Here is a 25,741-nt window from a genome sequence, read left to right on the forward strand (position 1 = left end):
CGCGTAGTGTCGGCCAAGTGATCGATGTCCCCGAGGAGCTGGCCGCCACCCTGGAGATGTTCTTCGCGGAGGAGGGCGTGGCCTTCGCCGCCGCCCTTCCCGACCTCGCCGCCGGGTTCCTGGACCGCTGGGGGCTGCGCCTCGACGGGCCGGCCCTGCACGGCATGTGCGCCCTGGTCCTGCCGGTGGTCCGCACGGCCGACGACACCCCGGCGGTCCTCAAGCTCCAGATCCTCGACGCCGAGAGCGCGGGCGAACCGGTGGCCCTGCGCGTCTGGGACGGCGACGGGGCGGTACGGCTCCTGGCGCACGACGCCGAAACGGGCACCATGCTGCTCGAACGCCTCGACCCGGCCCGCATGCTGTCCCACGAGCCCGACACCCGCGAGGCCGTCCTGGTCATCGCCCACCTGCTGGCCCACCTGACCACCGCTCCGGCCCCACCGGACATGCGCCGCCTGTCCGACATCGCGACGGACATGCTGGACCGGACGCCGGCGGTACTGACCCGCATCCCGGACGCGTCCCACCGCCGCCTGATCGCCGACTGCGCGGCCGCCGTACGCGAGGTCGTCACCGAGCCTGGCGACCGTCTCCTCCACTGGGACCTGCACTTCGACAACGTCCTCGCCGCCGACCGAGCGCCCTGGCTCGCCATCGACCCCAAGCCCCTCGCCGGCGACCCCGCCTTCGAACTCTGGCCGGCCCTCGACAACCGCTTCGACCCCGCCGAGGTCCGCTGGCGCTTCGACGCGATGACCGACGTCCTGTCCCTCGACCGCGAACGGGCCCGCGCCTGGACCCTCGCCCGTCTCCTCCAGAACGCCGTCTGGGAGATCGAAGAGGGCCGCCCCCTCCCACCGGACGCCCTCGAAATCGCCCACCGCCTGCGCTGAACGCAAAACCCCAGGCCAGAGAACATCTGGCCTGGGGCAGCAAGAGAGCCCCCTGTCGGATTCGAACCGACGACCTACGCATTACAAGTGCGTTGCTCTGGCCAGCTGAGCTAAGGAGGCGTGGCCCCTCGCGGGGGCGCCCGTGCAGTGTACCCACGTCACAGGGCGCACTCGTCGAAAATTTCCGCGAAGTTCACAGGGGTCCAGGTACTGACAGACCTGGTGAACGGAAGGTACCGTCCTGACCCAATCCACTCCCGTGGACTACACCACCGTGGAAACGTCCGCGGTGGATCACCACCTTTACTCGGATCGTCCGGCACGTTCCTGCCGGTGAAGGGGGTCTACGACCCATGGCCACAGTTTCGTTCGACAAGGCGACCCGGATCTACCCGGGTTCCACGAAGCCCGCCGTAGACGCGCTCGAGATCGAGATCGAGGACGGCGAGTTCCTCGTTCTGGTCGGCCCGTCCGGTTGCGGCAAGTCCACCTCGCTCCGCATGCTCGCGGGCCTCGAGGACGTCAACGGCGGCGCCATCCGCATCGGTGACCGCGACGTCACGCACCTGCCGCCGAAGGACCGGGACATCGCCATGGTGTTCCAGAACTACGCGCTCTACCCGCACATGACCGTCGCCGACAACATGGGCTTCGCCCTCAAGATCGCCGGCGTCAACAAGGCGGAGATCCGGCAGAAGGTCGAAGAGGCCGCGAAGATCCTCGACCTCACCGAGTACCTGGACCGCAAGCCGAAGGCCCTCTCCGGTGGTCAGCGTCAGCGTGTCGCCATGGGTCGTGCCATCGTGCGTGAGCCCCAGGTCTTCCTCATGGACGAGCCGCTGTCGAACCTCGACGCCAAGCTCCGTGTCTCGACCCGTACGCAGATCGCGTCCCTGCAGCGCCGCCTCGGCATCACCACCGTCTACGTCACCCACGACCAGGTCGAGGCCATGACGATGGGCGACCGTGTGGCGGTCCTCAAGGACGGTCTGCTCCAGCAGGTCGACACCCCGCGCAACATGTACGACCGCCCGGCCAACCTCTTCGTCGCCGGCTTCATCGGCTCCCCGGCCATGAACCTGGTCGAGGTCCCGATCACCGACGGCGGCGTGAAGTTCGGCAACAGCGTCGTCCCGGTCAACCGCGAGGCTCTGAAGGCCGCCTCCGACCGGGGTGACACCACCGTCACCGTCGGTGTCCGTCCCGAGCACTTCGACATCGTCGAGCACGACGGCTCCGTCGCCTCCTCCCTGTCGAAGGACACCGACGACGCCCCGGCCGGCCTCGCCGTCACCGTCAACGTCGTCGAGGAGCTCGGCGCCGACGGTTACGTCTACGGCACCGCCGAGGTCGGCGGCGGGACCAAGGACCTCGTGGTCCGCGTCAACGGCCGCCAGGTCCCGGAGAAGGGCGCGACGCTGCACGTCGTGCCGCGTCCGGGCGAGAACCACGTGTTCTCGACCTCCACCGGCGAGCGCCTCTCCGACTGACCCGGACACCGCCGTTCATGCACGGCCGTGCATGGCCGTGCATGGCCGTTCGCGAAACCACCGGCCCGGGATAAATCACCCAGGTTGACGAAAAGGGCCCCGCAAACATCTGCGGGGCCCTTTTCGCTGCCACCAACTACCCCGGCAAATCGGTTCATTTCGACCAGTGTGCGTCAACCTGCCACTCGGAGAACGGCGCTTCGGCATCCCCCGTACCGGTGACCTAATGTCGCCATATCACTACCCCGCGCTACCCTCACTCGCGTGAAGCACACCCACACCCACACCCAACGGACGCGGCACGGCCGCGGCCCGGCCCGCCGGATCGGCCGCTCCCTGGCCCTGGTCCTGCCCGTCGTCCTGGTCCTCTCCGGCACCCTCGCGGTCACCCGGGTCAACTGGTCGGGCTCCGACCCCGCGGAGTCGGTACTCGCCGCCTCGGAGGTCTCCCAGCGCGCCAAGACCCGCGCCCCGCACGAAGTGCTGCGCGACAAGCTGCTCGTGGAGCTCCAGAAGGAGGACCCGGGCGTCGCCCTCACCCACCTCCAGCAGGCGGTGAACGGCCGCCCGGCCCTGGCGAGGCACTGCACGTCCATCGCGCGCGCCCTCGGCCGCGCCGCCGTCCGCGCCTACGGCCCCACCCGGGCCCAGTCCTACGCCCGCCCGGTCTGCGACACGTCCTTCGCGACGGGAGTGGCCGCCCTGCACAGCTGAAGGCCGCGCGGGGCGGCGCTGAGAGCCCGACGGGGACCGTAGCGGCCCCTCCAGAGGCCCGGCCGCCCTCCGTGGCTGCGACGGGCCCTAAGGGCCCTAAGGGGCTCCAAGGGCTCCAAGGGTCGCGCCCCCGTATACCGCCCCGTTTCCACCCCGTATACCGATCCCAGGGCCGTGCTCCCGCGAACGGGGCGCCACGTACAGTTCGGTCATGACCGATCCGAACGCCGCGTCGCGCCCCGTTCAAGCCGTGGTCCTCGCCGGTGGCCAGGGCTCCCGGCTGCGTCCGTACACCGACGACCGGCCCAAGCCCATGGTCGAGATCCCCGGTACGGGCACCCCGATCATCGGCCATCAGCTCACCTGGCTCGCCGAGGAGGGCGTGACCGACGTGGTCGTCTCCTGCGGCCATCTCGCCGACGTCCTGCAGAAGTGGCTGGACTCGGCCGACCTGCCGGTCCGCGTCACCACGGTCGTCGAGTCGGAGCCCCTGGGCCGAGGCGGAGGCCTCAAGTACGCCGCCTCCCACCTCCCCCACCCCGACCGCCCCTGGTACGCCACCAACGGCGACATCTGGACCCGCTTCTCGCTCCGCGACATGGCGGACTTCCACGCCGAACGCGACGCCCTCGCCACCCTCGCCCTGGCCCGCCCCCGCATTCCCTGGGGCGCCGTGAAGACGGACGGCTTCGGCCGCGTCACCGACTTCATCGAGGCCCCGCCGACGACGTACGAGATCAACGCCGGCGTCTACGTCTTCTCCCCCGAGTTCACCGACCTCCTCCCCGCCCGTGGCGACCACGAGCGCACCACCTTCCCCCGCCTGGCCCGGGAACGCCGCCTGGCGGGCTTCCCCATCCCCCAGGGCGCCTACTGGCGAGCCATCGACACGGCCAAGGACCTGACAGAGGCAGCGAAGGAACTGGCGGCGCTGGGCCGTTGAGGGGGCGGCGCCCCGAAACGGGCGCGGGGAACCGCGACCAGCCACACACCGGCCCGCAGCCGCCCCACCACAGCGCCTCCCGAGCTCTCGGGCGTCCATGCCACGCACGACGACGGGCCCCGCGCGACAATCACGCGGGGCCCATCTGTCTGTCTGCGCGCCTACCCGAGCAGTCCCCCCACCAGCCCGGGCTGCCCACCCGAAGAGGTCCCACCAGTACCCCCGGTGGAGCCGCCCGACCCCCCGGTCGTACCGCCGGAGGCACCCACACCCGTGCTCCCGCTGGAGCTCGGCCCGGCGGTGGTGCTCGGCACCTGCTCGACCGGCGCGGACTGCGGCGGCGGCGCCTGCCCGGCCGTGCCCTGCGTCTGACTCGGCTGCCCCCCGGTGACGGCCCCGGTGTCCTGGGTCGCCCCCGGCGTGGTGGCCGCCTCCGAAGGCTTCGCGGACGTCGCGCCCGCGGTGGGCGAGTTGGACGCGGAGGGGCTGTCCTGGCGGCGCTTCGTCGGCTCACCCGGCAGCGGCGACCCCGGCAGTTCGTTGCGCGGTGCCTCGCCGGGCCCGGGAACGACGATCCGGTCGGCGTCCCGCACGGCCCCGCCGAGCACGGACCCCACCAGCAGCGTCAGCCCGACCACGATCGCGGTGACGAGCGCGCCCCGCCGCAGCACGTACCGCCGCAGCTCCCAGATGTGGGCGCGCGGCCCGAGCCTGCGCCAGGCGCCGCCCGCGAGCCGCCCGTCGACGGAGTACACCGGCGCGCCCGCGATGATCAGCGGGGACCAGGCGGCGAGGTAGATGATGTCGGGCGTCTCGTAGACGGGGACGGTCTTCCAGCTGACGGTGACGAGCAGCGCGGCCGACAGCAGCGCCCCGACTCCGGCGGCGACGCGCTGCCAGAGCCCGAGGACGGTCAGCACACCGACGATGACCTGCGCGAAGGCGATGACGAGCCCCGAGCCCACCGGATGTTCGAGGGCGAACTGCCGCAGCGGCTCGGCGACTTCCCACGGGTGCAGCGTGTTCAGCCACTTCACCATGGAGCCGCGCTTGCCGCCGTCGAAGTAGTGCGGGTCGCAGAGCTTGCCCATGCCGGCGTAGAGGGAGATGAACCCGAGGAAGACGCGCAGCGGCAGCAGCACCACGCCGAGGTTCATCCGTCGGCCGGGGTAGTAGGCGTGCCGGACGGGGTCGCTGCCGGCCCGCCGCCCGCTCCGCTCGTCCGCGCCGTCGTCGTACGGGTCGGCGAACTCCCCGTCGCCGAACTGCCCGTCACCGAACTGCCCGTCGCCGAACTGCCCGTTGGCGAACTCCCCGTCGGGGTAGTCGCCTTGGCCGTACCGCGCCGTCTGGTCGTACCCCGGTTCGTCGTACGTGCTGCCGACGCTCCGCATGGCGGGGAGCAGCCGGGTGCCGTCGGGGGCGGCGTGGTCGCCGTGGGTGCGCTGGTTGCCGACGATGGGCGTCTCGACGGTCTCGACGGTCAAGTCCGCGCCGTAGCGCCCGCTTTCGGTGTCGTAGCCACCGCTGCCCGTGCCGTCGAGGCGGGGGATGACCTGGGTCGAGCCCGTGTCGCTCAGCGGGTCGGGGGCGCCGACGCCCGCGCCGCGCACCGCCTGGAGGAGCCGGTGGGCTCCGGTGTCGTCCGGCGCGGACCTCCCGCTCCAGACGACGGGCGCGCGCCGGCGCCCGGCGGCGGGCGCGCCGGAGCGCCCCACCGTGCCCACGAGGGGGATGCGCGCGGTGTCCTCGGCGGCGGAGTGCCGTGCGATGCGCGGGGACGCCCGCGTGGAGACGCCCAACTGCACGCGGAAACTCGCGTGGTTGACGATGACCTGCGCCGGATCGCTCGGCACCTTCACCATGCTCAGCGCGGGAGCGTCGTCGAATCCCGAGTCGAATCCCGAGCCGAATCCCGACGAACGGTCGCCCGTGGGTGTGCGGGGTGTTCTGGTGTCCACACTCATCTAACCGAGTGACGTGTCGTTAGGACACTGCTTTGACCGCCCCTATCTGTCCGGACCGCGTCAAGGTGATCCAGAACATCCCGAACCCCCAGCCAGGACCCCTTTCAGGCCCTGCGCCGCGACGCCTCGTACAGCACAACTCCCGCCGCGACACCGGCGTTCAACGACTCGGCGCCACCCGGCATCGGGATCCGCACCAGGAAGTCGCACGTTTCACCGACGAGCCGGGACAGGCCCTTGCCCTCGCTGCCGACCACGATCACGACGGGCCCGTCCAGGACCTCCAGGTCGCCGACCTCGGACTCGCCGTCGGCGGCGAGACCGACCACGACGACACCCGCCTTCTTGTACGCCTCCAGCGTGCGCGTGAGGTTGGTGCAGCGGGCGACGGGCGTACGGGCGGCCGTGCCGGCGGACGTCTTCCAGGCACCGGCGGTCATGCCGGCCGCGCGCCGCTCGGGCACGACGACGCCGTGGCCGCCGAACGCGGAGACGGACCGGACGACGGCACCGAGGTTGCGCGGGTCGGTCACCCCGTCGAGGGCGACGATCAGCGGGTCCTCGCCCTCGTCGTGCGCGGCGGCCACCAGGTCCTCGGGGTGCGCGTACTCGTACGGCGGGACCTGGAGGACGAGCCCCTGGTGGTTGAGCCCGTTGGTCATGCGGTCCAGTTCGGGCCGCGGCGCCTCCATGAGGTTGATGCCGCCGCGCTCGGCCGCGAGCTGCAGCGCCTCACGCACCCGCTCGTCGTTGTCGATGAACTGCTGGACGTAGAGCGTCGAGGCGGGCACGCCCCCGCGCAGCGCCTCGACGACGGGGTTGCGCCCGACGACCATCTCGGACGTGCCCTTGCCACCGCGGCCACGCGGCGTGGGGCGGCGCGCGGCCTGCTTCGCCTTGGCGTTCGCGATGCGGTTCGCCTTGTGCTTCTTGCGCATCTCGGCGGGCGGCGTCGGCCCCCTGCCTTCGAGCCCCTTGCGCCGCTGGCCGCCACTGCCGACCTGCGCGCCCTTCTTGCCGGACATGCGGCGGTTGTGAGCGGCCATGACCTACCCGTCTCTGAGAAGTGTGCGTGTGTACGTAATGCAGTGTGCCGCCCGGATGGCCGGGCGGCACAATCGATCAAGGTCGATCGATCCGGGTGACCGGAGGACTCAGCGTGGGCCGAGCGTCCAGCGCGGACCGTCGGGGCTGTCCTCGATGGCCAGACCGGACTGGTTGAGCTGGTCCCGGATGGCGTCCGCGGTGGCCCAGTCCTTGCGGGCGCGGGCGGCCTCGCGCTGCTGGAGGACCAGCCCGACGAGCGTGTCGACGACCCCGTGGAGGTCCTCGCCGCGGTCGCCGCCGTCACCGGCCCAGTGCGCGTCCAGCGGGTCGAGGCCGAGCACAGCGAGCATGGCCCGCACCTCGGCGAGCCGCGCCACGGCCTCTTCCTTGTCGTCGGCGGCCAGCGCGCTGTTGCCCTGACGGACCGTGGTGTGCACGACGGCGAGCGCCTGCGGCACGCCCAGGTCGTCGTCCATCGCCTCGGCGAACGCCGGCGGCACCTCGGCCGCGGGCTCGACGACTCCGCCGGCCTTCTCGACGACCCGCTGGATGAACCCCTCGATACGGGCGAACGCCGACTCGGCCTCGCGCAGGGCGTCCTCGCTGTACTCGATCATCGACCGGTAGTGCGGGGTGCCCAGGTAGTAGCGCAGGACGATGGGCCGCCAGCGCTTGACCATCTCGCTCACGAGCACCGAGTTGCCCAGCGACTTGGACATCTTCTCGCCGCTCATGGTGACCCAGGCGTTGTGCACCCAGTACGTGGCGAAGTCGTCGCCGAAGGCCTTGGCCTGCGCGATCTCGTTCTCGTGGTGCGGGAAGATCAGGTCGAGGCCGCCGCCGTGGATGTCGAAGGCGCTGCCCAGGTACTTGTGGGCCATGGCCGAGCACTCCAGGTGCCATCCCGGCCGCCCCCGACCCCAGGGCGTCTCCCAGGTCGGTTCCCCGGGCTTCGCCGACTTCCACATGGCGAAGTCACGCGGGTCGCGCTTGCCGGTCTCACCCTCCCCGGAGGGCTGGAGGAGGTTGTCGAGCTCCTGGTTGGACAGCCGCAGATACTCGGGGAACGACCGCACGTCGAAGTAGACGTTCCCGTCCGCCTCGTACGCGTGTCCGCGCTCGATCAGCCCGCGCATCATCTCGACCATCTCGGTCACATGCCCGGTGGCACGCGGCTCGTAGGTCGGCGGCAGGCAACCGAGCACGCCGTACCCGTCGTTGAACGCGCGCTCGTTCTCGTACCCGATCGACCACCAGGGGCGGCCCTGGTCGGCCGCCTTGGCGATGATCTTGTCGTCGATGTCCGTCACGTTCCGCACGAACGTCACGTCGTACCCGCGGTACTCGAACCACCGACGCATGATGTCGAAGTTGAGCCCCGACCGGATGTGTCCGATGTGCGGGGCCGCCTGCACCGTGGCGCCACACAGGTAGATCGAGACACAACCCGGCGTGAGCGGGGCGAAATCACGAATCTGCCGGGCGCTGGTGTCGTACAGGCGAATAGTCACGACTCCCAGGGTAGTGGGCCACCGGCCGTGCCCCGAGCCCTTCGCCCCAAGGACAACAGATTCGTGACGTGTGCACACCCGGCACCGGGGCCTGCGGCCCTTTGACGGGCCGCAGGCCCTCAAGGGGCGCGGGGAACGGCGCGAGCAACCACGACGCTCCCGCACCCGAACGACTCACGAGAGCGGGGGGGCTGGGGCGCAGCCCCGGGATGGGACGGGTAGGGGCGGCGGGGGCGAGAAACCCTCGGCTCAGCCCACCCGCACGACAAGCGCCGTGGCGACCGCCATCAACCCCTCACCCCGCCCGGGAAACCCGAGCCCGTCGGTCGTCGCCCCCGACACCGACACCGGCGCTCCCACGACCTCCGACAGCACCTTCTGCGCCTCGTCCCGCCGCTTGCCGATCTTCGGCCGGTCACCCACCACCTGCACGGCCACGTTGCCGATGGCGAACCCGCCGGCCCGCACGATCCGTGCGGCCTCCGCCAGCAACGTCACCCCGGACGCGCCCGACCACTCCGGCCGTCCCGTCCCGAAGTGCTGCCCGAGGTCGCCCATCCCGGCGGCGGAGAACAGCGCGTTGCAGGCGGCGTGCGCCACGACGTCCGCGTCGGAGTGCCCGGCCAGCCCCGGCCCCTGCCCCTCCCACTTCAGCCCGGCGCACCACAGCTCCCGCCCCTCCTCGAAGGCGTGGATGTCGGTACCGATCCCGACCTGCGGCACCACCACGGAACCCGGTACCGGGGGCACCGGTACCGGTGGCGTCTCAGAACCCATCGTTGAGCCTCCTGCGCGCCAGAACCGCCTCCGCGAGCACCAGGTCCAGCGGCCGCGTCACCTTGAACGCCTCCTCGTGCCCCGGCACGACCACGACTCCCAGCCCGAGCCGCTCCACCATGCTCGCGTCGTCGGTCACCTCCCCGGTGACCGTCTCGTGCGCCCGGACCAGCGTCTCCCGGTCGAACCCCTGCGGCGTCTGCACCGCCCGCAGCCGAGCCCGCTGCGGCGTGGCGACGACCGGCTCCGGCGCCCCCGGCGCGTCCGCCGGCTCGACCTCCTTGACCGTGTCCGCGAGCGGCAGCGCGGGCACCACGGCCGGCGCCCCGTCCCGTACGGCCTCGATGACCGCGTCGACCGTGTCGACGGGCACCAGCGGCCGGGCCGCGTCGTGGACGAGGACGATGTCGAAGCCGGGCGGCAGCGCGTCGAGGCCGAGTTTGACCGACTCCTGGCGCGACTCACCCCCGGGTACGACGAGGAAGTCGGTCCGCTCGGGCAGCGCGTGCGCGTCGAGCAGGGTCTTGACCTCCGGGGCGCCGTCGGGCGGCGCCACGACGATCACCAGGGAGACGGCACGGGACGCGGCCATGGCCCGCACCGCGTGGATCAGCATCGGGGTGCCGTTCAGCGCGCGTAGCGCCTTGGGGGCGCCCGGGCCGAGGCGTACGCCCCGGCCGGCGGCCGGAATCACGGCCGCCGTGCGGGTCGCCGTGCGGGTCGCCGTACCGGTTCCGGACGGTGAAGGGCGCGAATCGTCAGACATCGGTTCCTGTCAGGTTTGTGTGCTCGGCCTACGTGGGTATGGCCACAGCGTGCCGGGCGCGACACCTTGACCGGACCCTTCCGTGACATCTGGTCGAGCCAGCTGCCCGGGCCCGGCACGCCAAGTACGACCACTTACTGAGTACCGGGGCGCACCAAGTATCGGTGACCCCGTTCAGGCGTACGGCATCCGGGTACGAACATGCCGCAGCGCCCGGCGACATTACCTACGTCATCGGGCACCGCGGCATTTCAATGTGCTGCGCTGAACGGCTGAGCGGGCTGGCTGCCTGCCTCAGGAGTCAGTTCAGGACGCGAGAACCTCGTCGAGCAGGGCCTCGGCCTTGTCCTCGTTCGTGTTCTCCGCGAGGGCGAGCTCGCTCACCAGGATCTGGCGGGCCTTGGCGAGCATGCGCTTCTCACCGGCGGACAGTCCGCGCTCGCGCTCTCGACGCCACAGGTCACGCACGACTTCCGCGACCTTGATGACATCGCCGGAGGCGAGCTTCTCCAGGTTTGCCTTGTAGCGACGCGACCAGTTCGTGGGCTCCTCGGCATACGGTGCGCGCAGTACCTCGAAGACCCGGTCCAGGCCGTCCTGCCCGACCACATCACGCACGCCGACGAACTCCGCATTGTCCGCTGGCACACGCACTGTCAGGTCGCCCTGAGCGACCTTGAGCACCAAGTAGGTCTTGTCCACGCCTTTGATCTGGCGAGTTTCGATGGCCTCGATCAGCGCGGCCCCGTGATGGGGATAGACCACGGTGTCGCCAACCTTGAACGTCATGTGACAGGTACCCCTTCCGTGGCTATCCAGGGTAACACGGAAACGGCGTGTTCTGAATGGCGTTTTCGCAGGTCAGGGCGCATCTCGGGGCTTGACAACTGCAACAGGAACGTGCTGCGAGGGCCGAACGGAGGAGGGTATTCGCAGGTCGGAGCGGCTCTCCGGGCGGAGTGAAACGCGTACGTTACACGCATCCGGAGGGCGCCACGAGCATCCTAACGTCCCGCTTTGTCCGGCTCCAGGCGTGCGACTTCCGCTACTCCGTTCGGCTAGTGGAGTCGGGTACGAGACGAATCCGGAATTGATCAAGGAGTTCGATCCGCGGGCGATGTTCCGCCGTTACCGGATCGTGTTCTGCGCTGTTCCGGCGAGCGTTCCGGTGACGTTCTGACCGGCGTTCTGGCCGATGTTCTGGCGGGCGTTCCAGCAGACGTTCTGGCGGCTGATCGATTTTCTGTACCGCCCCGCATTCCTTGGTGGAAATCCAGGGCGCGGCGGCGGCGAGATCGAAGGCGGTTATGTGAATGCCGGACGGGCGTGCGGGTGACGCCTCCGCCCTTTGCTTCCGGTGACTTGTCGGGAGACTTGGGGAGGGTCGGGTGCGGCGGCGGCGGAACGGCTCGGTAACCTAAGGCCGCTACAGACCACGTACCGCCCACGTTCTAGGAGTTGCCGCAGCCGTGAGCAGCAGCCTTCGACGCGGCGCCCTCGCCGCCGCCGCCCTCGCGTTCTCGATCGCCTCACTCGCGGCGTGCTCCGCGGGCAGCAACGCCCAGACGCTGGGGGTCAAGCCGGACAACGCGGCCACCAGCGTCGGTGACATCAAGATCCAGAACGCGATCGTGGTCACCCAGCCCGGGACCGAGACCAAGGGCCCCGCCGTGGTTTCCGCGACGCTGTTCAACGGCGCCACGACCGACCAGACCCTGGACTCCATCACCGTGGAGGGCGCCGGCACCGCCGAGGTCACCCCGGCCAAGGGTGAGGGCAAGGGCGGCAAGATCGTCGTCCCGGCCGGTGGCTCCGTGGTCCTGGGCGGCGAGGGCAACGCCTCCGCGGTCCTGACGGACGTCACCGAGGCCGTCCAGGACGGCAACGCCCAGAAGGTCACCTTCAACTTCAGCGAGACCGGCGAGGTCAGCCTGCGCGCCTTCGTGGTCCCCGCCGAGCACTACTTCGAGAAGTGGGGCCCGAGCGACCTCCCCGAGGCCCCCGCCACCAGCCCCACGCCGGCCGACGAGACCTCCGGCTCCCCGTCCGCGTCCATCTCGGGCTCACCGTCCGCAGAGGAGGAGGGCACCGCCGCCGGCTCGACGTCCTCCCCGTCCGCCTCGGCCTCGGAGGAGACCGCGGGCCACTGAGCCACGCACACCAACGCCGAAGGGCGGCACCCCCTGCGAGGGGTGCCGCCCTTCGGCGTACGGCGAGCATGCGCCCGTCGGCCTACGGCTCGAACTTGTAGCCGAGGCCTCGCACCGTCACCAGATACCGCGGCGCGCCCGGGTCGGGCTCGATCTTGGCGCGGAGGCGCTTGACGTGGACGTCGAGGGTCTTGGTGTCGCCGACGTAGTCGGCGCCCCAGACGCGGTCGATGAGCTGCATACGGGTCAGGACGCGGCCCGCGTTCCGCAGCAGCATTTCGAGCAGGTCGAACTCCTTGAGGGGGAGGTCGACCTTGGAGCCCGAGACAGTGACCACGTGACGGTCGACGTCCATACGGACGGGGCCCGCCTCCAGCGCGGCCGGGCTGACCTCCTCGGGCTCGCCGCGGCGGCGCAGTACGGCCCGGATACGGGCGACGAGCTCGCGGGAGGAGAAAGGCTTCGTGACATAGTCGTCGGCTCCTATTTCCAGGCCCACGACCTTGTCGATCTCGCTGTCCTTGGCGGTCACCATGATCACCGGGACATTGGAACGGCCGCGCAGCTGACGGCAGACCTCGGTACCCGGCAGACCGGGCAGCATGAGGTCGAGGAGAACGAGGTCGGCTCCGTTGCGCTCGAACTCGTCGAGACCGTCGGGCCCGGTGGTCGCGATGGCGACCTCGAAGCCCTCTTTGCGGAGCATGTAGGACAGGGCGTCGGAGAAGGACTCCTCGTCCTCGACGACGAGCACTCGGGTCACGGAAGGACCTCCGGGGCAGGAAGCGATTCGTACGGTCCGTACGGGGATGGGTCGGGGTGAGGCTGTCCGTCCTCGTCGTCGAGGTCCGGGTGCTGGGCCGCGCGGTCACGGGCCACGCCCGCCTCCGGCAGCCTGAGGGTGAACGTGGAGCCCTGTCCCTCCGAGCTCCACACCGTGACCTCCCCGCCGTGCGAGGCGGCCACGTGCTTGACGATCGCGAGACCGAGACCCGTACCGCCGGTCTGGCGGGAACGGGCCGGGTCCACGCGGTAGAAGCGCTCGAAGATGCGCTCCTTGTCCTTGTCCGAGATGCCGATGCCCTGGTCGGTCACGGCGATCTCGATATGGTCCCCGCCGGGAGCGGTCACCCGGCGCGCGGCTATGCCGACGCGGGTGCGGGCCGGGGAGTAGTTGACGGCGTTCTCGACGAGGTTGCCGAGGGCGGCGGCCAGCTGCCCCCGATTGCCCCAGACGCGCAGCTCGGCGGTGCCGCCCGCCCGTCGCCCGCCACCACCCTGTTCGAGCCCTTCGGGCACCCCCGTGTTCGAGGCCATGGTGATCTGCTTGGTGCCGGCCTGGTGGCGGCAGCGGTCGACGGCCTCGGCGACCAGCTCGTCCACCCGTACGGGCTCGGCGTCCTCCAGCGGGTCGTCGTTCTGCACCCGGGAGAGGTCGATGAGTTCCTGCACGAGGTTGGTGAGCCGGGTGGCCTCGATCTGCATGCGCCCGGCGAACCGTTCCACGGCCTCGGGGTCGTCCGACGCCCCCATGACGGCCTCGGAGAGGAGGGAGAGCGCGCCGACCGGCGTCTTCAGCTCATGGCTGACGTTGGCGACGAAGTCACGCCGTACGGCCTCGATCCGGCGGGCCTCGGTCAGGTCCTCGACGAGGAGCAGCACGAGCCGGGAGCCCAGCGGCGCGACGCGCGCGGAGACGGCGAGCGCGTCGCCGCGTCCCGTGCCGCGCCGGGGCAGGTCCAGCTCGACCTGGCGTATCTCGCCGTCGCGGCGGGTGTCGCGGGCCATCCTGAGCATCGGCTCGACGGCGAGCTTCCCCCCGCGCACCAGCCCGAGGGCGTACGCGGCGGAGCTGGCCTTGACGACGGCGTCCGCCTCGTCGAGCACGACGGCGGAGGAGCGGAGCACCGACAGCACGGTGTCGACGCCGGGCGGAAGCACCGGGTCGGTGTGCAGGGAGGTTCTGGTGGGACGCTTCTGCTCGCGCTCGCTGAAGCGGAACGCCAGCACGGCGATGACACCGGTGAGCACTCCGGCGATCGCTGCCGCTGCGGCGACCGCCGCGTTCACGTCCATGCATCCAGGTTAGGCACGAGGTCGGACATCCCCACAGCGATCGGAGGGCGACCTCGAACACTCGTCGCCCAGAGTTCACCTTGGAGCCAGTATTGGTTCATTTGAGATGGCCGAAACGGACGCGTACGGGTCGGAACGTGGGAGCGTGGGGTTCATGCGGGCCCCCGGTGACCGTTCATTCGGTCGTCCTGGCCTGGCGGAACGGCCTTCGGCACGGCTTTCCTGGTTACCCACGAGCAGACGTACGTAAGAGAGGGACACCCTGATGCGGGACGCGTACCACGAGGAACTTGACTCGATCGGTGAGGGCCTGGTCGAGATGGCCCGACTGGTGGGCTCGGCCATCGGACGCGCCACGACGGCGATGCTCGACGCCGACCTGAAGCTGGCCGAGAGCGTGATCGAGGCCGACAAGAAGGTCGACGACCTGCAGCACGAGCTGGAGGCCCGCGCGATAGCCCTGCTGGCCAGGCAGCAGCCGGTGGCGACGGATCTCCGTATCGTCGTGACGTCGCTGCGCATGTCGGCCGACCTGGAGCGCTCCGGCGACCTCGCCCAGCACGTGGCCAAGCTGACCCGGCTCCGCTTCCCCGACCACACGGTCCCGCGTGACCTGCACGCGACGATCCTGGAGATGGGGCAGCTCGCGCAGCGCCTGATGGCCAAGGCCGCCGAGGTCATCATCACCAAGGACGTCGACCTCGCGCTCCAGCTGGAGAGCGACGACGACGCGATGGACCTCCTCCACCGCACCCTCTTCCAGCACCTCATGGACGACCGCTGGAAGCACGGCATCGAGACCGCCGTCGACGTCACCCTCCTCGGCCGCTACTACGAGCGCTTCGCCGACCACGCGGTGTCCGTCGCCAAGCGCGTGGTGTACCTGGTGACGGGCGAACACGCGGACGAGCTGCAGGCGGACATCCAGCCGGTCCAGCCGGTCCAGCCGGTCGCGGGGGTGGATGAGGAGTAGGGCTGCCTGCCCGGCGCGGGAAGAGCGGTGAGCGCGGGGCTCCACATGCGGGGGCTCCACATGCGGGGGCTCCACATGCGGGGCTCCGGCGCTCGATGGCCGACCCGCGATGGCCGACCCGCAATGGCCGGCGCTTGATGGTTCGGTGCTTGAGGGTCCGGCGCTCGATGGTCCGGCGCTCGATGGTCCGGCCGGGCGGGCGGACGCCTCTGTGCGCCGTTGATGCGCCCGGCTGAACGGGCGTGCAATGGGGCAACCAACGGGTACGGGCACCAGCCGTCGGTGCCTTGAGCCTTTGCCGCCTTCTTCGAGGAGGGACCATGGCCGAATCCCCCGCCAGCCCCAGCACGCCGGACCCGACACAGGTCCGGGACACCCATCAGCCCGCCGACATCAAGACCCTGCCCCTTTTCGGCGCCTGCGGCTGCGGTTCCGGATGCGCGTGCGGGTGCCAGTCCGGCAACCCGTGCCAGTGCGGCTGACCGGTAGGCAGGCGCTTTCGTACGCGGACCGTATGCGGGTTCCTACGCGTGCTGTACGCGGGCTGTACGCGGACGAAGGGGGCCAGTCGCTCGTGACGGGTCCCCTTCACTCATGCTCGCTCAGGCTCGCTCAGCACCAGTGCTCGGTGCCACCGTCGGCGGCGATGATCTCGACCTGCAGGGAGCCGTCAGCCGGCCCCTCCAGGATCAGACTCGCCACGGACCCGTCGATCGACTTGGTGAAACAGTCACTCGTCCGGTACCGCCACCCATGGGCCCGCGCGGCGTCCCGGTAGTGCACGAGCACGCTCTCCCGGTCCCCGCCGTACCGGTACGCCTTCCCCGCGACGACGTTCAGATCGTCGTCGTCGCACTCCTGATACGACTCCTCGGCCCTGGCCTCCTCCACCCCGGCGTCCAGCACGGGGTCCCCGGCCAACGCCTCTCCGAGTCGCTCCTCCGTGGGCCCGCACCCGTACTCCATGACGAACGACGCAGCAGGCACCCCCACGACCAGGCCCCCCACAGCGGCCATGACCCCGACCGCCGATATCCCCACCCACATCAGCATGCGCATGACGGGCGACGCTAGCGCACCGCGGAGTCGCCCGTACGGCCGTGCGGGCGCAGCATGAGGGGAGAGGCAAGGAAGAGGAAAAGGAAGAAGGAGGTGCGGGCCATGACCAAGTTCATGGACGTCCACCACGACATGAAGGGCATCACCGCGGACCAGTTGCGGGCAGCGCACAAGGCCGACCTCGACATCGAGAAGGACGAGAACGTCCACTTCGAACGCGCCTGGGCCGACCCCCAGTCCGGCACCGTCTACTGCCTCTCCGAGGCCCCCTCCGCCGAGGCCGTCCAACGCATCCACGAACGCGCCGGCCACAAGGCGGACGAGATCCACCCGGTCCCCCTCACGGTCTGAGCGCGCGAGAGCGGCCGACAGACGCCGGTACGCCTCCGCACGCCCTGTCCGGCGGAGCTCGCGGGATGGAACCATCCCCATGCCGACACCGGTAGCACAAGGGGGGCTTTACACATGGCCGTAGTGATGTCGATGCACTGGGCAGAGGTGACTCCGGAGCAGTACGACACCGTGCGAGACGCGGTCGCCTGGGAGGAGATCCCGGCGGCCGGCGGGCAGGTCCACGTGGCCTGGTTCGACGACCAGGGACTCCACGTCACCGACGTCTGGGAATCCCAGCAGGCGTTCGAAACCTTCTTCATCGAACGCCTCCTCCCCGCCATCCAGAAGGCCGGCATCCAGGGCACCCCCGACGCCACCGCCCTCACCCCACTGCACCGCCGCTTCATCGCCCCGGACGTCAGTGGCGCGGCTTAGCCACCGCCGCCCATCCATCCATCCATCCACGCAACACAACGAGCCCCCTGTCCGCGCATCAGCCATCGGCAGGGGGCTCTTGGTCAGAGATGCTTACGTCTTCTTCCCCGGGTCTCGCTACCGATCCGGACCGCTACGCGCCAGGAGCCCGGTACCGGACCTGCTCGGCTGTGCGCAAGGCCTCCACCGTCTCATCGACGGTCAGGAGAACAGTCGTCTCGAACGAACTCAGCGCACCGCCTCCGCTGATCGCCAACGCGACCGCGGCCATGGACACGTTGTCCGGAGCTTCCCAGAGGTTATAGCCGTCGTGCGTGCCGAAGGCGTACCAGAAGCCATGGAGCTTCCCGCCGACGGACTCGATGTACGACTGAGCTGCCTGTGCGCGGTCCTCCGGATGGCCGATGAGCCTCGCCCATGTCTCCGGGGTGTAGCTGAACCTCGATAGGTAGAGCGGCATCGTGTCTCCCTTTCGTTGCGTCAAGGGATGCCCTGCGAGGCGAGGAAAGCGCCGGCGGAGGCCCGCCTGTCCCCCGAACGGCCGGGCACGATGACCGGCACGACGACAGTCGGCGAACGCCGCAACCGGCGACCGTCAGCCACGACAGCGGTGCGCCGAACGATCAGGCACCCGTGCGCCTCCCCGTGCCCCAGCCCCAGAGACGGCCCGAGGCCACTGAAAGCCCCCCACCCGCAGGGAAACCGCAGGTAGGGGGCTTCTTCAGCTCTGGTTACTTCTTCTTGCCCTGGTTCTTGACCGCCTCGATGGCCGCCGCTGCCGCGTCGGGGTCGAGGTAGGTGCCGCCGGGGTTGAGGGGCTTGAAGTTGGCGTCCAGTTCGTAGGACAGGGGGATGCCTGTCGGGATGTTCAGGCCCGCGATGTCGGCGTCCGAGACGTCGTCGAGGTGCTTGACGAGGGCGCGGAGGGAGTTGCCGTGGGCGGCGACGAGGACCGTGCGGCCGGCCAGGAGGTCGGGGACGATGCCGTCGTACCAGTAGGGGAGCATGCGGGTGACGACGTCCTTGAGGCACTCCGTGCGGGGGCGGAGCTCCGGCGGGATCGTCGCGTAGCGCGCGTCCGAGGCCTGGGAGAACTCCGAGTCGTCCGCGAGCGGGGGCGGCGGGGTGTCGTACGAGCGGCGCCACAGCATGAACTGCTCCTCGCCGAACTCGGCGAGGGTCTGGGCCTTGTCCTTGCCCTGGAGGGCGCCGTAGTGGCGCTCGTTCAGACGCCAGCTGCGGTGGACCGGGATCCAGTGGCGGTCGGCGGACTCGAGGGCCAGCTGCGCGGTGCGGATGGCGCGCCTCTGGAGGGAGGTGTGGAGCACGTCCGGGAGCAGGCCGGCGTCCTTCAGCAGCTCACCGCCGCGCGTCGCCTCCTTCTCGCCCTTCGGTGTGAGGTTGACGTCCACCCAGCCGGTGAACAGGTTCTTCTCGTTCCACTCGCTCTCGCCGTGGCGGAGGAGGATCAGCTTGTACGGTGCGTCGGCCATGGCTCCGAGCGTAATCCACGGCCGGGAATCGTCGCCCATGCGGCCGATAGGCGGACAGGTAGGCAGCTCCTCGCCTCATTCGTCTTCGGCAGTGACTGGGGTTGCTCATCGGGTGGCCCGGTTCCTGAGCGGGTTCGTAAGGCGTGTTCACTGCCTTAGCCACTTACGTCCGTGGGGTTTGGAGCTGCTGCCGCTGGAGTGCGTTCAGGAGCGTTCTGGTGAGCGGGGGTGAGTGTGGGTGGTCTGTGCCGGGTCGCGTGTCTCGGCCGTGGGGGCGGGTTTCGGTAGGGAACTGACGTTCTCGCATCGAATGCGTGACCTTCCCGGGTGGTGCTCGTTTCTCATGGCGACGGGTTCTTCGGGTGGGGTCGGGCAGGGGGTGACGGGGTGGGTGAGCTGCGGAGTGTCGCGGCGTCGTTCGTCGTGTCCGGTCCGAGTGGTGTGGCTGTCCGGACCCGTCTCAAGCAGCTGACGCCCGGTGATGAGAAGGTGCTGCGTCTGGTGGGTGCGCATCTGGGGTCGCTGGCGGCGAAGGATCTCAAGGTCCGCTGCCGGGACGGCCTGTCGCATTCCGGTCAGGCGTGGGCGGTGCGTAAGCGGGAGCTGACGGCGCTGTCGTCGTCGCGGTGGGCGGGCAGTATCACCAAAGCCACGCATGACCAGTGGGCGCTGGCCCGCCGCTGCCAGCTCGCGCACATCCACACCCTGGAATCCGGTGTCCGTGCCATCGAGCACCGGCTGTCCCTGCCGGTCGGGCAGAAGGGGACGAAGAAGGCGCCCGGGGGTTACCGGTCCGCGCGGGAGTGGCATGCGAAGTCGAGGCGTCTGCGGGTGCTTGAGGACCGGCTGACCGCCGCGCGGGCGGACCGTGAGGCCGGCATCGTGCACGTGGTGCGCGGCGGCAAGCGCCTGGTCCGTACCCGGCATCACCTGGAGGCGGCCGGGCTGACGGAGTCCGGGTGGCGTGGGCGGTGGGAGGCGGAGCGCTGGTTCTGCCAGGCGGACGGGGAGTCCGGCAAGCGCTACGGCAACGAGACCATCCGCATCAGCCCGGACGGCGAGATGAGCCTCAAGCTCCCCGCGCCGCTGGCTCATCTGGCGAATGCCCCGCACGGACGGTACGTCATCGCAGGTCGGGTCGCGTTCGCACACCGGGGCGGCGAGTGGGCGGACCGCGTCGCGGCCGACCGGGCGATCGCCTACCGCATCCACTACGACACCGGCAGGGACCGCTGGTATGTGACCGCGTCCTGGCAGACCCCGCCCACCCCCACCCTCCCACTGGAGGCCGCGCTCGCCCACGGCGTGATCGGCGTCGACCTGAACGCCGATCACCTCGCCGCCTGGCGCCTCGATCTCCACGGCAACCCGACCGGCGCCCCGCGCCGCTTCTTCTACGGCCTGACCGGCACCGCCGAGCATCGTGACGCCCAGGTCCGCCACGCGCTCACCCGCCTTCTGCACTGGGCCCGTACCTGTGGGGTGAAGGCGATCGCGGTGGAGGACCTGGACTTCGGCGCGGAGAAGACCCGGGAGAAGCACGGACGCCGCACACGCTTCCGCCGGCTGGTCTCCGGCATGCCCACCGGCAAGCTCCGCGCCCGGCTGGCCTCGATGGCCGACGCCACGGGGATCTCGGTCATCGCCGTCGACCCGGCCTACACCAGCCGCTGGGGCGCCCATCACTGGCAGAAGCCCCTCACCAGCATCACCCGTCAGACCACCCGCCACGACGCTGCCGCCGTGGCGATCGGAAGGCGCGCCCAGCAACCCCCGATCCGGCGACGGACGACACCGCCCCCACAGCACCGGAGTGATGCGGTGGGGCATCGGACCGTCCAGGCCAGATTGGTTGTTCCTGGGCGTGAGGAACCCCGCCGCCGCATCCCCGGACCACGGACACGATCCGTGCCGCCCGGACGCGGAGCGAACGCGGGCAACCAGAACGCCCAACACCGTCCGGGGCGTTCGGCCGAGCATGAGACCTGGCAACAGGACTCACTCCCGCTCAGTCCCTAGGAACGGTTTCCGCAAGCGGGTGTTGTATCGGCCCCGGATTCGAGCGCGCTGGACGAGAGTCTCATCGGGGCGGCGGTGGACGAGCCCGACCTGCGGGATCCACTGCTGCGGCGGCGCGTGGGGCAGGTGCACGCGGCGCTCGCGCGGCCGGGGGACGAGCTGGAGGCGGAGAGCCGGCTGGCGCTGGTCGGGGAGCGGCTGCGGGAGCATCTACGGCCACGGGCCCAGTCCGCGCGGAGAACCCCGGCCGACGGCCGTACGGTCGCCCATCGGCTGCGGGAACTGCTCGACGAGCGGGTCACGGACGGGGTGACGCTGGAGGAGGCCGCGGGGACGGTGCCCGCCCACCCGGCGCATCTCGTGCGGGCGTTCGGGGCGGCCTTCGGGATCGCGCCGCACCAGTACCTGATGTCCCGGCGGGTGGAGCGGGCCAGGCGGCTACTGCTGGACGGGATGCGGCCGGGTGAGGCGGCGGCGATGGCCGGGTTCTACGACCAGGCGCATCTGACGCGGCACTTCAGGCGCTGGGTGGGTGTCACCCCTGGCCGCTACCGGAGCGGTCGGCCACCTCACGCGTGAGGTTGCTGAACGCGTCCAGGTTGCGGGTCGACTCCCCCCGGGACACGCGCCAGGCGTACTCCTTGCGGATCGCGGAGGCGAAGCCCAGTTCGAGGAGGGTGTTGAAGGCGCCGTCGGCCGCTTCGAGGACCTGGCCGAGGAGGCCGTCGATGCCCTCGGGGGTGACCGTGGAGAGGGGCAGCCGGGCCGTGACGTAGACGTCGCCAAGCGGGTCGACGGCGTAACTCACGCCGTACAGCTTGAGGTTGCGTTCCAGGAGCCAGCGGTGGACGCCCGCCTCGTTCTCGTCGGGGTGGCGGATCACGAAGGCGTTGAGGGAGAGGGAGTGCCTGCCGACGATCAGGGAGACGGTCGTCGACAGTTTGCGGGTGCCGGGGAGTTTCACGACGTACGTGCCGGGTGCCGTGCTCTCCCACTCCAGCTCGGCCTCGGTGAGGACCTGCTCGATGATCGACGCTTCGTCAGCCATGGGGCGAGCGTACCCGCCGGTACGGGCGGACCGACGGCTCACCCGTGGTGCGCCCGGTACGGGCGGACCGACGGCTCACCCGTGGTGCGCCCGCGCCCAGTGGCGGCGGTGTTCGTGCATGGCGGCGGTGTACACGTCCGCGGTGGCGGCGGCCGACGTGTCCCAGCCGAACGACTCGGCGTGGCGGGCGGCGGCCGCGCCCATCCGGGCGGGCAGGTCGGGGGTGTCGGCGAAGTCGCGCAGCACGCGCGCGTAGGCGACCGGATCGTGGCCCTGGACCAGGAAACCGGTGTGCCCGTCCCGCACGGCGACCGGGAGGCCGCCGACCGAGGCCGCCAGCACCGGCGTACCGGCCGCCTGCGCCTCGATGGCGACGAGCCCGAAGGACTCGCTGTAGGAGGGCATGACCAGCACGGACGCCGCCCGGAACCAGTCCGCGAGCTGCTCCTGGCCGACCGGCGGCCGGAACCGTACGACATCCGCGATGCCCAGCCGAGCGGCCAGCTTCTGCAGACCCTCCGGCTTGGCGAGGCCGCTGCCGCTCGGCCCGCCGACCACCGGCACGACCATCCTCGACCGCAGCTCGGGGCGTTCGTCGAGGAGGACGGCGACGGCGCGGAGGAGGACGTCGGGGGCCTTCAGGGGCTGGATGCGGCCGGCGAAGAGGGGGATCAGGGCGTCCTGCGGCAGGCCGAGACGGGCCCGGGCCGCCGAGCGGCCGTCGGCCGGACGGAAGCGGTCGAGGTTGACACCCGGGTGGACGACGGCCACCTTGGCCGGGTCGGCCTCGTAGTGGCGGACGAGTTCGTCGGCCTCCTCGGCCGTGTTGGCTATGAGGCGGTCGGCGGCGCGGACGATCTGGGTCTCGCCGATCACACGGGCGGCGGGCTCGGGGGTGTCGTCGTCGGCGAGCGCGGCGTTCTTGACCTTGGCCATCGTGTGCATGGCGTGCACCAGGGGGACCCCCCAGCGTTCGGCGGCGAGCCAGCCGACGTGGCCGGAGAGCCAGTAGTGGGAGTGGACCAGGTCGTAGTAGCCGGGGCGGTGGCCCGCCCAGGCCTGCATGACACCGTGCGTGAAGGCGCACAGCTGGGCCGGGAGTTCCTCCTTCGCCAGCCCCTCGTACGGGCCCGCGTCGACGTGCCGGACCAGGACCCCCGGGGCCAGCTCGACCGTCGGGGGCAGGGCGCCGGTCGTGGCGCGGGTGAAGATCTCCACCTCGACGCCCTGCGCGGCCAGCCGCTGCGCCAGCTCCACGATGTAGACGTTCATCCCGCCCGCGTCGCCCGTACCGGGCTGGTGCAGCGGTGACGTGTGCACCGACAGCATCGCGACCCGTCGCGGCTTGCGGTGCAGCCTCAGCCGCGCCGCCGCGGCCGGAGAGCGTCGCCCGAGCCTGCTGACGTAGTGGCTCACGTGGCGTTCCTCCTCGCTGCGGGCATGCCGTTCGGAGGGCGTGGGGTCCCTCTAGGCAGGAGGAACGCCGGAGGGGGCCGTTCCATTTCCTCTTTGCAGAATTATTACCGAGCTTCGATCAACCGTTCGAGCCCGTGGGGAGTGGCCCGTGGGGAGTGGCCCGTGGGGAATGAAGGGGCACGCGCCGCCTTCAGGGGCGTGCGCAAGCAGGCGGCCTCGCACGGCACGGGGCCTGGGCCGAGAGCCGCGGAAGCCGCGCTTACGCTCACCCCATGGCAAGACCAGTCGGCACCGCGACGCCAAGACCAGTCGGCACCGTGACGCGCGGCACCACCAACCCCAACCGCCTGCGCCGCATGGACCGCTGGATCGCGGCGACGCACGGCGCCGAACTCCGCCGCGCCACCACGCCCCTCGCCATCGACCTCGGCTACGGCGCCGCTCCCTGGACCGCCGTCGAGCTCCTGCTCCGCCTCCGCGCGGCGGCGCCCCGCACCCAGGTGGTCGGCGTCGAGATCGACCCGGCCAGGGTCACGGCGGCGAAGCCCTACGAGTGCGAGGGCCTGACCTTCCGGCACGGCGGCTTCGAGGTGCCGGTGCCGGGCCGCCCGACCCTCATCCGGGCGGCGAACGTACTGCGCCAGTACGACGAGGAGGAGGTCGCCGCCGTCTGGGAGCGCCTGTGCGCCCGCCTCGAACCCGCCACACCCCCTCCCTCCGGCAGCCGCCACGCGACCAGCCCCGGCGCCATGAGCCCCGCAGGCCCCCACTCCCCCACCGCCCCCTACCCCTCCGTCGGCCCCTACCCCTCCGGAGGTCTGCTCGTCGAGGGCACCTGCGACGAGATCGGCCGCCGGCACGTCTGGGTCGCCCTCGGCCCGGAGGGCCCCCGCACGGTCACCTTCGCCACCCGGCTCGGCTCCCTCGACCGCCCCTCCGATCTCGCCGAACGCCTCCCCAAAGCACTCATCCACCGCAACGTCCCCGGTGAACCGGTGCACACCTTCCTCCGCGACTTCGACCGGGCCTGGGCCGCCGCGGCCCCGTACGCCTCGTACGGCGCCCGCCAGCGCTGGATCCGCGCCGTCCGCACGCTGAGCGCGGACTGGCCGGTACGGGACGGGGTGACGCGCTGGCGGCAGGGCGAAGTCACGGTGGCGTGGGAGGCGTTGGCGCCAGGGAGGTGAGCGTCCGATCAAGCCGCACCCTGATCACCCAGAGCGACGATATGGTGACACATGGGAACGATACCGTCGGGCCGTTCGTCACACGGGCGGGGGCGACGTCACGGCAGGTGGGAGCGAGGGAGGACCAAGAAGGAATGGGGGGAAGTGAGTCCTTGCCCACCTCTGTCGCATTCCGCGACGCCGTGACACGATCACCCGGGCACCGGCAAGTTACTGACGGTTAATCATTTCTGTTTCAACTGGGGTGGGAGGCAAGGGGTATGGGAGCCGGCAAGCGGAACCTGACCATGGCCGCCGTGGCCGTGGTCTGCGCGATGACCGTGCTGGGCGCACCGGTCACCGCGTACGCGAGCCAGACGACGCCGACCGATCCGACCCCGAGCGCGAGCACGAGCCCGACGCCCTCGCCCGTGTCGACTCCCGTGACGAACGAGGAGTTGGAGACCGTCCGTCTGAAGCTGGAGGGCCTCTACCACGACGCCTCGGTCGCCACGGACGCGTACAACGCGGCCGAGGAGAAGGCCGACAAGCAGTCCGAGGAGATCGTCGACCTGGCCCACGAGGTCGTCCAAGGCCAGCAGAAGCTGGACAAGTTGCAGGATCTCATCGGCGCCGCGGCCCGCGCGCAGTACCGCGGCGGCGGCCTCCCGCCCGAGGTGCAGCTGTGGCTGAGTCAGAACCCCCAGGACTTCCTGGAGGGTGCGGACCGCCTGCGCCAGGGCCAGCTCGCGACCAAGGGCCTGCTCGCCGAAATGAACCGGACCCAGCAGGACTTGGAGCAGTACTCCAAGGACGCCTCCGCGCGCTGGGAGAAGCTCGAGGCCAACCGCAAGGCCAAGGAAAAGGCCAAGAAGAAGATCAAGAAGCAGATCGCCGCCGCCGAGGAGCTGGAAGCGCAGCTGGAGGACGACGAACTGGAGCGGCTGGCGCAGTTGGAGGAGGACGCCGCGCAGGAGTCCCAGGCCGCGTGGCTGGACTCCGGCATCCTCGACGAGATCAACGGCAAGGCGTCCCCGCAGGGCAAGAAGGCCGTGAAGTTCGCGACGGACCAGATAGGCAAGTGGTACGAATGGGGCGCCGAGGGCCCCACGACGTACGACTGCTCCGGCCTCACCAGCCAGGCCTGGGCCGCCGCCGGCCTGACCATCCCCCGCACCTCCCAGGAGCAGTGGCGGCAGCTCAAGCACATCGACATCCAGGACATGCGCCCCGGCGACCTCATCATCTACAACTCCGACGCCAGCCACGTGGCCATGTACCTGGGCGACGGCTCCATCGTCCACGCCCCCCGACCGAACCGTAAGGTGACGATCGCGGGCGCGGGGACGATGCAGATCCTGGGAGTCGTACGACCGGACGCGTAGACGGGACACCGCGCGGCGGCGTCAGCCGGGGTCGCGGGCTGAAGGCAGCGGGCCGGAGGTTGAGGGCCGCGGGCTGA

The 25,741-nt window shown here is 70.7% G+C and carries 25 protein-coding genes, 1 tRNA gene and 1 pseudogene; 13 read left to right on the forward strand and 14 right to left on the reverse strand.

The features are described 5' to 3' along the window. Positions 1-56 precede the first annotated feature (56 nt). Positions 57-896, forward strand: a complete 840-nt coding sequence (locus OG202_RS22965) for an aminoglycoside phosphotransferase family protein (protein ID WP_442811377.1) — start codon at positions 57-59, stop codon at positions 894-896. A gap of 46 nt (positions 897-942) precedes the next feature. Here the strand turns inward: OG202_RS22965 and OG202_RS22970 are convergent. After that, positions 943-1,016, reverse strand: a tRNA-Thr gene (locus OG202_RS22970). 233 nt (positions 1,017-1,249) lie between these two features. Here OG202_RS22970 and OG202_RS22975 point away from each other — a divergent pair. The 3 genes from OG202_RS22975 to OG202_RS22985 all read left to right on the forward strand — a co-directional run bounded on the left by OG202_RS22975 (position 1,250) and on the right by OG202_RS22985 (position 4,043). Further along, entirely contained in the window at positions 1,250-2,386 is a 1,137-nt protein-coding gene (locus OG202_RS22975) for an ABC transporter ATP-binding protein (protein ID WP_326581758.1), read from the forward strand. 264 nt (positions 2,387-2,650) lie between these two features. Further along, entirely contained in the window at positions 2,651-3,100 is a 450-nt protein-coding gene (locus tag OG202_RS22980) for a hypothetical protein (protein WP_327729002.1), read from the forward strand. A 211-nt stretch (positions 3,101-3,311) separates the two neighbouring features. Further along, on the forward strand, positions 3,312-4,043 hold the full coding sequence (locus OG202_RS22985; protein WP_326581754.1) for a nucleotidyltransferase family protein: 732 nt from the start codon (positions 3,312-3,314) through the stop codon (positions 4,041-4,043). Positions 4,044-4,204: 161 nt separating this feature from the next. Here OG202_RS22985 and OG202_RS22990 read toward each other — a convergent pair whose 3' ends face one another. From OG202_RS22990 to OG202_RS23015, 6 genes are all read right to left on the reverse strand, one after another. Beyond that, a complete protein-coding gene (locus OG202_RS22990; protein WP_327729001.1) occupies positions 4,205-6,010 on the reverse strand; it encodes a DoxX family protein in 1,806 nt (601 codons plus the stop codon). 104 nt (positions 6,011-6,114) lie between these two features. Continuing rightward, a complete protein-coding gene (gene rlmB / locus OG202_RS22995; RefSeq protein WP_326581750.1) occupies positions 6,115-7,056 on the reverse strand; it encodes a 23S rRNA (guanosine(2251)-2'-O)-methyltransferase RlmB in 942 nt (313 codons plus the stop codon). 108 nt (positions 7,057-7,164) lie between these two features. After that, the gene (gene cysS / locus OG202_RS23000) at positions 7,165-8,568 is read right to left on the reverse strand and encodes a cysteine--tRNA ligase (protein WP_326581748.1); all 1,404 of its coding nucleotides are present in this window, start codon (positions 8,566-8,568) and stop codon (positions 7,165-7,167) included. 249 nt (positions 8,569-8,817) lie between these two features. Continuing rightward, a complete protein-coding gene (gene ispF, locus OG202_RS23005; RefSeq protein ID WP_327729000.1) occupies positions 8,818-9,345 on the reverse strand; it encodes a 2-C-methyl-D-erythritol 2,4-cyclodiphosphate synthase in 528 nt (175 codons plus the stop codon). Continuing rightward, entirely contained in the window at positions 9,335-10,111 is a 777-nt protein-coding gene (gene ispD / locus OG202_RS23010; protein WP_327728999.1) for a 2-C-methyl-D-erythritol 4-phosphate cytidylyltransferase, read from the reverse strand. Before ispD ends, ispF begins: the two co-directional genes overlap by 11 nt. A 306-nt stretch (positions 10,112-10,417) precedes the next feature. Then, positions 10,418-10,900 carry a CarD family transcriptional regulator gene (locus OG202_RS23015; RefSeq protein ID WP_003953493.1) on the reverse strand — a complete coding sequence of 161 codons (483 nt, stop codon included), beginning with the start codon at positions 10,898-10,900 and terminating at the stop codon, positions 10,418-10,420. A 680-nt stretch (positions 10,901-11,580) separates the two neighbouring features. Here OG202_RS23015 and OG202_RS23020 point away from each other — a divergent pair. Then, on the forward strand, positions 11,581-12,261 hold the full coding sequence (locus OG202_RS23020; protein ID WP_327728998.1) for a copper chaperone PCu(A)C: 681 nt from the start codon (positions 11,581-11,583) through the stop codon (positions 12,259-12,261). A gap of 82 nt (positions 12,262-12,343) precedes the next feature. Here the strand turns inward: OG202_RS23020 and OG202_RS23025 are convergent, their stop codons facing one another. Beyond that, positions 12,344-13,024, reverse strand: coding sequence for a response regulator transcription factor (locus OG202_RS23025; protein ID WP_046707143.1), 681 nt, complete (start codon positions 13,022-13,024; stop codon positions 12,344-12,346). Then, positions 13,021-14,337, reverse strand: coding sequence for a sensor histidine kinase (locus tag OG202_RS23030; RefSeq protein ID WP_326581388.1), 1,317 nt, complete (start codon positions 14,335-14,337; stop codon positions 13,021-13,023). The genes OG202_RS23025 and OG202_RS23030 overlap by 4 nt, the downstream gene beginning before the upstream one ends. 265 nt (positions 14,338-14,602) lie before the next feature. On the opposite strand from OG202_RS23030, the gene phoU reads away from it, so the two are divergent. Continuing rightward, complete coding sequence (gene phoU, locus OG202_RS23035) at positions 14,603-15,310, forward strand: phosphate signaling complex protein PhoU (protein WP_326581386.1); 708 nt, start codon at positions 14,603-14,605, stop codon at positions 15,308-15,310. 320 nt (positions 15,311-15,630) lie between these two features. Next, positions 15,631-15,792, forward strand: coding sequence for a hypothetical protein (locus OG202_RS23040; RefSeq protein ID WP_327728997.1), 162 nt, complete (start codon positions 15,631-15,633; stop codon positions 15,790-15,792). A gap of 130 nt (positions 15,793-15,922) precedes the next feature. Here the strand turns inward: OG202_RS23040 and OG202_RS23045 are convergent, their stop codons facing one another. Then, the gene (locus tag OG202_RS23045) at positions 15,923-16,369 is read right to left on the reverse strand and encodes a hypothetical protein (protein ID WP_327728996.1); all 447 of its coding nucleotides are present in this window, start codon (positions 16,367-16,369) and stop codon (positions 15,923-15,925) included. A gap of 102 nt (positions 16,370-16,471) precedes the next feature. On the opposite strand from OG202_RS23045, the gene OG202_RS23050 reads away from it, so the two are divergent. Further along, a complete protein-coding gene (locus OG202_RS23050) occupies positions 16,472-16,720 on the forward strand; it encodes an SCO4226 family nickel-binding protein (protein ID WP_326581383.1) in 249 nt (82 codons plus the stop codon). Positions 16,721-16,834: 114 nt separating this feature from the next. Beyond that, positions 16,835-17,137, forward strand: a complete 303-nt coding sequence (locus OG202_RS23055) for a hypothetical protein (protein ID WP_327728995.1) — start codon at positions 16,835-16,837, stop codon at positions 17,135-17,137. Between the two features lie 133 nt (positions 17,138-17,270). On the opposite strand, the gene OG202_RS23060 is transcribed toward OG202_RS23055, so the two are convergent. Beyond that, the gene (locus OG202_RS23060) at positions 17,271-17,597 is read right to left on the reverse strand and encodes a GYD domain-containing protein (protein ID WP_326581381.1); all 327 of its coding nucleotides are present in this window, start codon (positions 17,595-17,597) and stop codon (positions 17,271-17,273) included. Between the two features lie 271 nt (positions 17,598-17,868). Next, entirely contained in the window at positions 17,869-18,630 is a 762-nt protein-coding gene (locus OG202_RS23065) for a phosphoglyceromutase (protein ID WP_326581379.1), read from the reverse strand. Positions 18,631-19,071: 441 nt separating this feature from the next. Here OG202_RS23065 and OG202_RS23070 point away from each other — a divergent pair, with 441 nt between their 5' ends. Further along, a complete protein-coding gene (locus OG202_RS23070) occupies positions 19,072-20,649 on the forward strand; it encodes a transposase (RefSeq protein WP_327728981.1) in 1,578 nt (525 codons plus the stop codon). Further along, positions 20,576-21,228 (forward strand): annotated as a pseudogene (locus OG202_RS23075) (helix-turn-helix transcriptional regulator); the annotation flags it as partial. The gene OG202_RS23070 and the pseudogene OG202_RS23075, both read left to right, overlap by 74 nt. Here the strand turns inward: OG202_RS23075 and OG202_RS23080 are convergent. Both OG202_RS23080 and mshA read right to left on the reverse strand, forming a co-directional pair. After that, entirely contained in the window at positions 21,185-21,697 is a 513-nt protein-coding gene (locus OG202_RS23080; RefSeq protein WP_326581371.1) for a YbjN domain-containing protein, read from the reverse strand. The pseudogene OG202_RS23075 and the gene OG202_RS23080 overlap by 44 nt on opposite strands. A 75-nt stretch (positions 21,698-21,772) precedes the next feature. Beyond that, on the reverse strand, positions 21,773-23,113 hold the full coding sequence (gene mshA, locus OG202_RS23085) for a D-inositol-3-phosphate glycosyltransferase (RefSeq protein WP_327728980.1): 1,341 nt from the start codon (positions 23,111-23,113) through the stop codon (positions 21,773-21,775). Positions 23,114-23,385: 272 nt separating this feature from the next. On the opposite strand from mshA, the gene OG202_RS23090 reads away from it, so the two are divergent. Further along, positions 23,386-24,300: a class I SAM-dependent methyltransferase gene (locus OG202_RS23090; protein ID WP_328223496.1), complete on the forward strand. Its 915-nt coding sequence runs from the start codon at positions 23,386-23,388 to the stop codon at positions 24,298-24,300. Between the two features lie 260 nt (positions 24,301-24,560). Beyond that, positions 24,561-25,664 carry a C40 family peptidase gene (locus OG202_RS23095; protein WP_327728978.1) on the forward strand — a complete coding sequence of 368 codons (1,104 nt, stop codon included), beginning with the start codon at positions 24,561-24,563 and terminating at the stop codon, positions 25,662-25,664. The last annotated feature ends 77 nt before the right edge of the window (positions 25,665-25,741 follow it).

The organism is Streptomyces sp. NBC_00310, from assembly GCF_036208085.1.
Lineage (GTDB): Bacteria > Actinomycetota > Actinomycetes > Streptomycetales > Streptomycetaceae > Streptomyces.